General features: G+C 53.7%; 3 protein-coding genes. All 3 read right to left on the bottom strand.

Annotation, left to right across the window (positions count from 1 at the left end):
- On the bottom strand, positions 1-117 hold a 117-nt coding region (locus tag BLP55_RS16875), incomplete at its 3' end, for a type IX secretion system membrane protein PorP/SprF (protein ID WP_139149772.1).
- A gap of 67 nt (positions 118-184) precedes the next feature.
- The gene (locus BLP55_RS15855) at positions 185-7192 is read right to left on the bottom strand and encodes a fibronectin type III domain-containing protein (protein WP_139149771.1); all 7008 of its coding nucleotides are present in this window, start codon (positions 7190-7192) and stop codon (positions 185-187) included.
- 311 nt (positions 7193-7503) lie between these two features.
- Positions 7504-8209: OmpA family protein (locus tag BLP55_RS15850; RefSeq protein ID WP_139149769.1), on the bottom strand; the 706-nt coding region annotated here is incomplete at its 5' end.

Here is an 8209-nt window from a genome sequence, read left to right as displayed (position 1 = left end):
ATACGCCGGGTTGATCACGCTCATGTTGTACATGTACTGCGTATAGTGCGGGTCCTGCTGGGCCCGCGCGGACGCCAGGGTCAAGAGGGCCGCGGCAGCCAAAATTATTTTCTTCATGTGTGTGTGTTTTATGGAAGGGTAACCGCCGGCCAAATCCGGCCGGCGGCACCGCCCCCGCTGTTTCTTATTTTACCCTGTTGATGTAGATCCATCCCGTCTTGGTCTCCGTGTCCCGCTCGATCACGTAGTAGTACGTGCCGTCAGGAAGCTCGTCGCCCTTGTCGGTCTGCCCGTACCACTCGCGCGAATAGTTCGCCTGGCTGTAGACCTTCGTGCCGTAGCGGTTGAAGATCTCCAAGCGACGAACGTTCAGGCCCGCCAAATCGAAGAAGTCGTTGTCGCTGCCGTCGCCAGGGGAAATACCCTTCTGGATGATGCAAGACGTAGAATCAACATCGATTGCAGCATTTCCTGGGCAACCTCCTGCCGGTGTCACTGTAACGACATAATCGCCCGTTTCTGTAATGACAATCGACTGACCGTCGGCACCCGCTACCGGAACACCGTTGGCGGTCCAAGAATAGGTTACCGTTTCAGGATCGAAACTGCCGTTCAGTGGCACGGCGGTCAACACATAGTTGCTACCGTCGCAGCCTTCGGTCAGGCCAACTTGTGGTTCATTGGTAACCGTTACCGTAAGAACCTGTACCGATGAACACTGACCTGCTGTCGGTGTAAAGGTGTAGGTTCCCGATTGCGTGTTGCTGACAGTGCTCGGAGACCAAGTACCGGTAATGCCGGTAGGCGATGTCGTATCGAGCGATGGAGCTGGATCGCCCGCGCAAATCGCAGCGATTTCAGCAAATCCTGGTGCTACTGTTGGGTTGACCACAATGGTCATCGTTACCGAAGTCGCACAAGATCCCGCCGCTGGGGTAAAGGTATACGTCGTAGTGGCTTGGTTGTTTACCGTAGCCGGTGACCAAACACCCGACACACCGTTGTTCGATGTAGCCGGCAATGTCAACGACGTATCTCCAGAACAAATTGGACCCAATTGTGTAAACGTAGGTGTCGTTGTCGGGTTCACATTCACGTTGATGATTTGCGGAACCGCACACTGACCCGCGTTTGGTGTAAAAGTATACACGCCGCTCAAGGTGTTGTCTACAATCGCTGGCGACCAAGTTCCCGTCACGCCGTTTGGCGAAGTACCTGCCAAAACAGGTGCCGCGTCGCCAAAACACAGTGTAATCGAACTGGTAAAGTCTGGTACAACGGGCGCAATGACGTTGACCGTCACGCAAGTTTGGATGGCGCAGGTTTGTCCAGCGTTTGGAGTAAAGCAAATGATGTAGCTGCCTGCCACAGACGTATCGATGGCTGGCCCCCAAGTTCCGATCACGCCATTGAGCGAAGTCGTCGGCAATACAAATGTACCGCCCACACATACGTCGGCGATCGGATCGAAAGCTGGTGTCACTTGTGGATCGATGGTGATGTCCATCGTCACAACAACCGCGCATGGCGCCAATACTGCGTCAGGCGTAAACGTATAGATTGTCATACCTGGCGTGTTGGTGTCGATCGTGGCCGGGCTCCATGTTCCAGGAACGGCTTCTGGTCCTTCCGATACGGTTGGCAACAGCGGCGCCGTTGCGAACTGACAGATGTTGGCGATCGGGTTGAACGTAGGCGTGATTTGTGGTACGACTGTTACGTCGATGGTCGTCGAAATGGCACAGTTTTGTCCCGCATCCGGCGTAAACGTATAGGTAGTCGTTCCAGTTACCGATGTATCCACAATCGGCAACCATGTTCCGGCAATACCGTTGTTCGAAGTTGTCGGCAATGTAACCACTGCGTTCAAGCAAACTGGCGGAATCGGTGTGAAATCTGGTGTCACCAACGGATCAATGGTCACGTTGATGGTGGTTTCTACCGCACACGGCACCGTTCCGTCAGGTGTGAACGTAAAGGTAAACGTACCCGCAACCGATGTATCGATGGTTGCTGGGTTCCAAGAACCTGTAATCGGTGTCGGTTGGTTGGTCGACTGCGTAGGCAAAGCCGGTGCAGTACCGCCAACACAAATGTTCGCAATCGGGTTGAAAGTTGGGACGATTTGGTCGTCGATCGTGATCGTAAACTCGCTGTCGTCTTCACAGTTACCCAATTGGGCATGGATGTAAATCGTGGTCACGCCTGGCGTGGTGATGTTGGTTCCTGCTGGAATCTCTACACCGCCGCCGTTAGGTTGGTCGTGGTACGTTTGGTTTGCCGGCAACGCAGGCAACAAGAATCCATTACAGTCGGTTATGTCGTCTTGCTCGAAAGCCACGATGTCGCCAATGGTAACATTAAAGCTGCTTTGTCCGATACATTCGCCGTTTACACCAAGGATCCAGATTTCTGTGGTTCCTACCGTCGTCACATCCGAAAGCTCCGGCAAGTTGTTTCCGCCGCCATCCGGTTGGTCAAAGTAAAAGAAATTGTCTGGCAAGTCCGGCAAGGTATACGCTGTACACTCGGTCACGTCTGGGAAATCAGGCGCGACAACGGCCGTAATGTTCACGACAAACTCTTCTTCGTCCGAACAAATCGGTTCGGTGGTGGTTCCGGCCCACACATAAATCGTGGTATTAGGGTCGCAGATTTGCGTTCCTGCTGGGATTTCAGTTCCCGTACCGTTTGGTCCGCCCGTAGCGGTGTAGTAGTGCTGCAACGGTTCTGTCAATGCTGGCAAAACATAGCAGTCACATTGTGTAACGTCTTCGATTGGTTCGATGTCGACCTCGTTGATTCTGAGCAATACGCTTACCTCTTCGGTCGTTTGCGTACCACCACAACCGGTGTATACCGCTCTGGCCGTCATCAAGGTAGTTTCTGAAACGCAAACCTGGATGTCGGTGGCGTTGTTGCCCACCGGAGTTGTGCCTTGCAACCAAGTGAACACTACGTTAGAGTTACCGTCTGGGGTAAATCTCCAGCCTTCGTTGTGCGCTTCCCATGGTCCGGTGTTTCTGCCCGGAGGGAAATGCGCTTGCGTACCGGCCGCATTCTGCAAGCCGATGACACCGCTTCCGCTGTTCCAGGTAGAACAAACCGTTCTGTCCTGTACATAGACCTCGATGATGTTCGAAGTTTCATACAACACGATCTGGCTGGTTTGCAAGCCAACGCTGGTGCCGCAGCTGAATTGTCCTACTTGGTAGTAATTCACGACAAACGCACGACATGGTGCAGTACCCAAAATCTGGTAGTTGATACTGTGGATGGCCGGCGCCGTGTTGACGGCCGGGTTGATGTCCTGATACACGCCATAAATAGCGTTTCTGACCGGGAAGCCCGCGTTCGGGATTGTTTGGGTAAATGCCCAAGGACAGTTGCCCGGGAAGGCTTGCGGCGTAAAGGTAACCACACCGTTTGATCCAACCTGTACCGATTGCGAGTTCACGCCAAAGAAACAGAAATCGAAAGGCAAGGTAACCGGTGGTCCCCAAATGTCGTCTGTGGCAATGTTAAGCTCGGTACCGCCAATGAATGGGAACGGTGGCGCGAACGGAACCGCGTCGACCGCATACGTGGTCGTGTCCTTGAAGTCTACGAACGTAGCCGACAAATCGATACAGTTTTCACCAGGACACAAGTCGATGACGCCCGGGCTGGTGGTTTGTACCGTGATTTCTACCTCTGGACAAACAGGGTCTACGTTGATGATGAAGAATGCGGTAGGTCCTGAGATGTCACTAGGGTCTTCTGGTGTACAGATCGCACGTACATAGTAATCGTACAAACCTGCCGGCAACGGACCCAACACCGTGGTGTCGAAAGTGGTGCTGTTTACGATGGTTCCTGAACCTGGTGTTGGTACAGGTGAATCTGCAGGGACTACAAAAACTTCCCATTGCGTTGCAGGGCCTACTTCGGTCCATTGCAATTCGGCCGAATCGGTATCGGCACCCAATACTACCAAATTAATCGGTTGCGGACAAGTAGGCAACGTCTCTGTACCCACACCCGATGTCCATGCGCTTGGGCTGTTCGCGTCGCAAATCGCCCTTACATACACCGTATAACCTGTACTTGGCAACAAGTCGATCGTCGTGGTAAACGAAGTACCCGTTACACCCGCATAAGTTGGTGTCGTATTTTCGTCTGGAGCCGCACCGCCGGTCTCGACAATATAAATGTCATAGGCCGTGTTAAAGGTAGACGGTGTCCAGTTGATGGTCACTTCAAAAATATTCGGTACAACCGCTACACCTGTCGGTGGCAAACACAATGGCGCCAAACAATCGACTTCTTCTTGCGAATAAAGCGATGTTCCTGCCAATCCGGCGCTGGCCGTAGTGATGGCGTAAAGTTGTTGGTTGTAGTTGTTGCTTACGGCAATCCTGACTTCGCCTGGGAAACTTCCTGGCAATGTCCAGAACAATTCAAACGGAACGCCGTGACACAATGGTACGTTGACCACGATTGGTCCTGCGCCACCTGTAAAGTTTGCGCCAAGTGTTTGTACAACGATACCGTTTTGTCTGACTTCCATTCTAGCACCGTTCCAGCCGTCGCCAAAAGAGTCGGTCAGGGTAAAGGTGTAGAGACATTGTTCTGACGGAGCACAAATTACGGTGCTGAACGTGGTTGGGTTGCTTGGTTGTCCGATGTCGCCACCGTCCAAACAAATCGATCTTACGTATACATCATACAATGTTCCCGATTGCAATGCACCGGTAGCTGTAGTGTATGTAGTAGCGGTTTGTACTGGCGACCATGCTGCTTCGTCGATCGGAAGCGTCGATGGCGATGGTATAATGGCCACCTGGTAGCCAGTAGCCGCAGCCACAGCGGTCCAAGTTACCGTAGCTTCGGCTTCGGTAATCGTAGCCGTTGGCACCTGGATGTTGGTTGGTTTCGGACAAGTCGGCAGCGTACAGAACGTTACTGCGGTCGCCGTCCAAGGGCTTGGGCTGTTTACCGAACATACCGAACGCACGTATACGTTGTAGCATGTATCGGCGGTCAAACCACTCGCGATGGTCAACGTGGCCGGTGGCGTAGGTACGGTATAGTTGCCCGCGGTTTCCGGCAACGGAGCCGGCGTACCTTGTGGCACCACGTACAACTCCCAACCTGTAGTTGGTACACCAGACGATGTCCAGTTGATTACAGCGCCATTGGTCGTAATCGATGCACTCGGCACCGTTACACCGGTAGGACGCAAACACAACGGGTTCAAACAATCTACCGTTCCGGCATACAAGGATGTACCCGCCAAACCGGCGCTCGCCGTGGTCATGGCATACAATTCTTGCCCGAAAGAGTTTTGGATCCTGACCCTTACCTCACCCGGGAACGTACCTCCCGTAGCCCAGAACAGGTCAAACGGAATGTTGTGACACATCGGAACAGTCACCGATACCGGGTTGGTGCCTTGCGCGTTGGTCGGTCCGGTAAGCGTTGCCACGACAATGCCGTTTTGTCTTACCTGCATGGTAGCACCGTTCCAAGAGTCGCCAAAGCTATCCTGTACAATAAAGGTATAGTTACATTGGTTTACCGCCTCGCAAATTCTGGTGTCGAAACGGTATGGCCCTGCCCAAAGGCTAAAGGTACCGTTGCCGCAATCGGCGCGTACCCAGAACTCATATTGTGTAGCCGCTGTCAACGGACCGCCAAAAGCAGCCGCCGCAGAAAGGTTCACGTTGTTTGTAGTCGGGAAACCAGCACCTGCCGGGATTCCGCTGCCCGCTGTTTGTACCGCTACTTCCCATGACGTAGAAGTCGGGTTGGTCCAAGTCAGTTGGGCATCGGTCATGCCAATGGTGTTGGCAATCGCCTGGCCACCGGTTGGCGCCGGACAGTTGACCACCTGGATGGCCAAGGTATACGGATAGCTCTCGGTAGCCGTCGTAGACGACAACACAATAAAAATGGTCTGGTTGCCCGCCAAGTTCAACGTGGTAATCTCGCGGATGGTCGCGTTGGCGTTTCCTACACCCGCAATACAGTTCACGCCCACGTTGGCGCAGCTGCTGTACACAAACATACCCGTGTTGGTAGCCGTACCCGGGTTCATCTGGATGTTGATGTTAAGCGGCGTAGCATTCGGGTTGGTATACGTATATACTACGTCGTTGCCGCCCAAGAAGTTTCCGGTGGCACCGCACGAAGTACCTGGCCCCGCGGCCGAGATGTTGTTGCCAAACTGCAACGTATCGTCGGTCGTAAAATACGGCAACGTCGGTGGAATCACTATTGGTCCCGCACAGGTAGAACCCAGCGGCGACGTACAAAAGTTAAATGGTCCTGTCTGCAAACTGCTCGATCCCGTAGGTCCCGAGCCGCAATAGGCCGTTACATAAAATTGGTAACAAGTGTCTGGTGTCAATGTTCCCACGGGCACTACATAACTATCGGTCGCGCCGCCATCAGGAATGTCGGCGATGACGGTCCCGGTTCCAGGAACAAACCCAGATGGCCCGTACTCGATCGAGTAATTGTCGGCCGTGGCCACCCAACTCAAAGTAGCGCCGGTAGACGATACGTTGCTCGTAGCCAAGGTCGTAGGCTCGGCGCAACGCTGTACGATTTTCACGTCGTCGATAAGCCAGCGGTCGCCTCCTGTTACGTCACCAACTTGCGTATGCACCTTGACAAAGGCGATATACCTGTTGCCCGTTACAGCGCCAAAGTTGATGATTTTCTCTTCATAATCCAGCTGATTCGATGTGATCGTGCTCAACTGCGTTTCCGTATATTGGGCCAGCTGTGTATAGGCGCCAAAATTCAACGGATCGGCATTGCTCGAAATCATCACGCGATACAGCGTTCCCGAGTCGCCATTGACCGTTTGTCGCGCGTAAAAACGCAATTGACGGTTGGCCGCGATGTTAAACTGCGGGGTGATGAGCCACTCTTCAGCAAGCACATCGGCGCCGGTGTTCTCGCGGTTCACGAAAGCCGCTCTCGATCCGCCATTGGTGGTGTTGGCCGGATAAGGCGTGCCGTCGTTAGACTGCCAGTTGGGCACCTCATTGAGTCGGTTGTCCTTGACAAGCCAGTTCCCCGAAGTCAGGGCCCAAACTCCTGTCACCGGATCCGGCTCAGTCAGCGCTTCAAAGTCTTCCACCTGGGCAAACCCAAATGTCGAACTCAAAAGCACCAAAATCAGAAGAATAATTTTTTTCATAAAATGAAAATTTAGGTGGTTTGATATAGTTTTGTAAAAATTGAGTTCCAAATTTAACAATTTTTGTGAAACCATTAAGATAAAAACACTTTTTAACTATTTTGTGTTAATAACGTTCTTGTGGTCAGAACCATCTGTAACAAATTAAACCGCAAATACCCTACTTTTTTTTGGGGCGTCCCCCTGCGGGTCGGGCTGTCCGTGGTGCGCGGCACCTTACTTCCATCCCTGACGCGGCCTACCGGAACGTTCCTGTTTTAAAAAAGAAGGCCCCCGAAAAACGGAGGCCTCTCTATCTAAGGTTTGGATGTTTATTTCACGATCAGGAACTCGCTGCGTCTGTTCTGTGCGTGCTGCTCCTCGGTGCACGATTCGCCGCAGTCCACCTTCGGCTCGGCCTCGCCGAAGCCCTTGCCGGTGATGCGATTCTTGGCGATCCCCTTGGAGATCACGTACTGCACCGTGCTCTTGGCCCTGCGGTCCGAGAGCGAAAGGTTGTACGCGTCCGAGCCGCGGTTGTCCGTGTGCGCCTTGGCCAGGATCGTAAGGGCAGGGTTGCTCTTCATCACCTGCACCAGCTTGTCCAGCTCGAAGGCGCCCTCGCGCGTGACGTTGCTCTTGTCGTACTCGAAGAAGATCGGGTTCAGCACAATCTCGGTCTCCCTTACGATCGTCTCGATAGGCTGCAGCTTGGCATCGACACGCCTGTCGCCGCCGTCCTGCTTGGCCACCTCGAAGCTCGCGCCCTCGTAGCCGTCCCTGGAGGCCTGCACCGTGTAGGCGCGGTTGCACTCCACGCGGTAGGTCACCTGCCCCTTGGCATCGGACGTCTCGGTCGCGATCACGTTCTTGCGGTCGTCCACGATCGAGACAGAGGCATTAGACAGGATCGCGCCCGTCTTGGCATCGGTCACCACGGTGGTCACCATCACACCGCAGATAGGGCTCACCACGTAGATGTCGTCGTTGCCCCCGCGGTTGCTCGACAAAAAGCCCACCTTCTTATCCTTGTTGAAC

The organism is Flavobacterium caeni (assembly GCF_900101895.1).
In the GTDB taxonomy this organism is placed as follows: Bacteria; Bacteroidota; Bacteroidia; order Flavobacteriales; family Flavobacteriaceae; genus Flavobacterium; species Flavobacterium caeni.
Note: the sequence above shows the minus strand (reverse complement) of the source record. Positions and strands in the feature narration are given on the sequence as shown.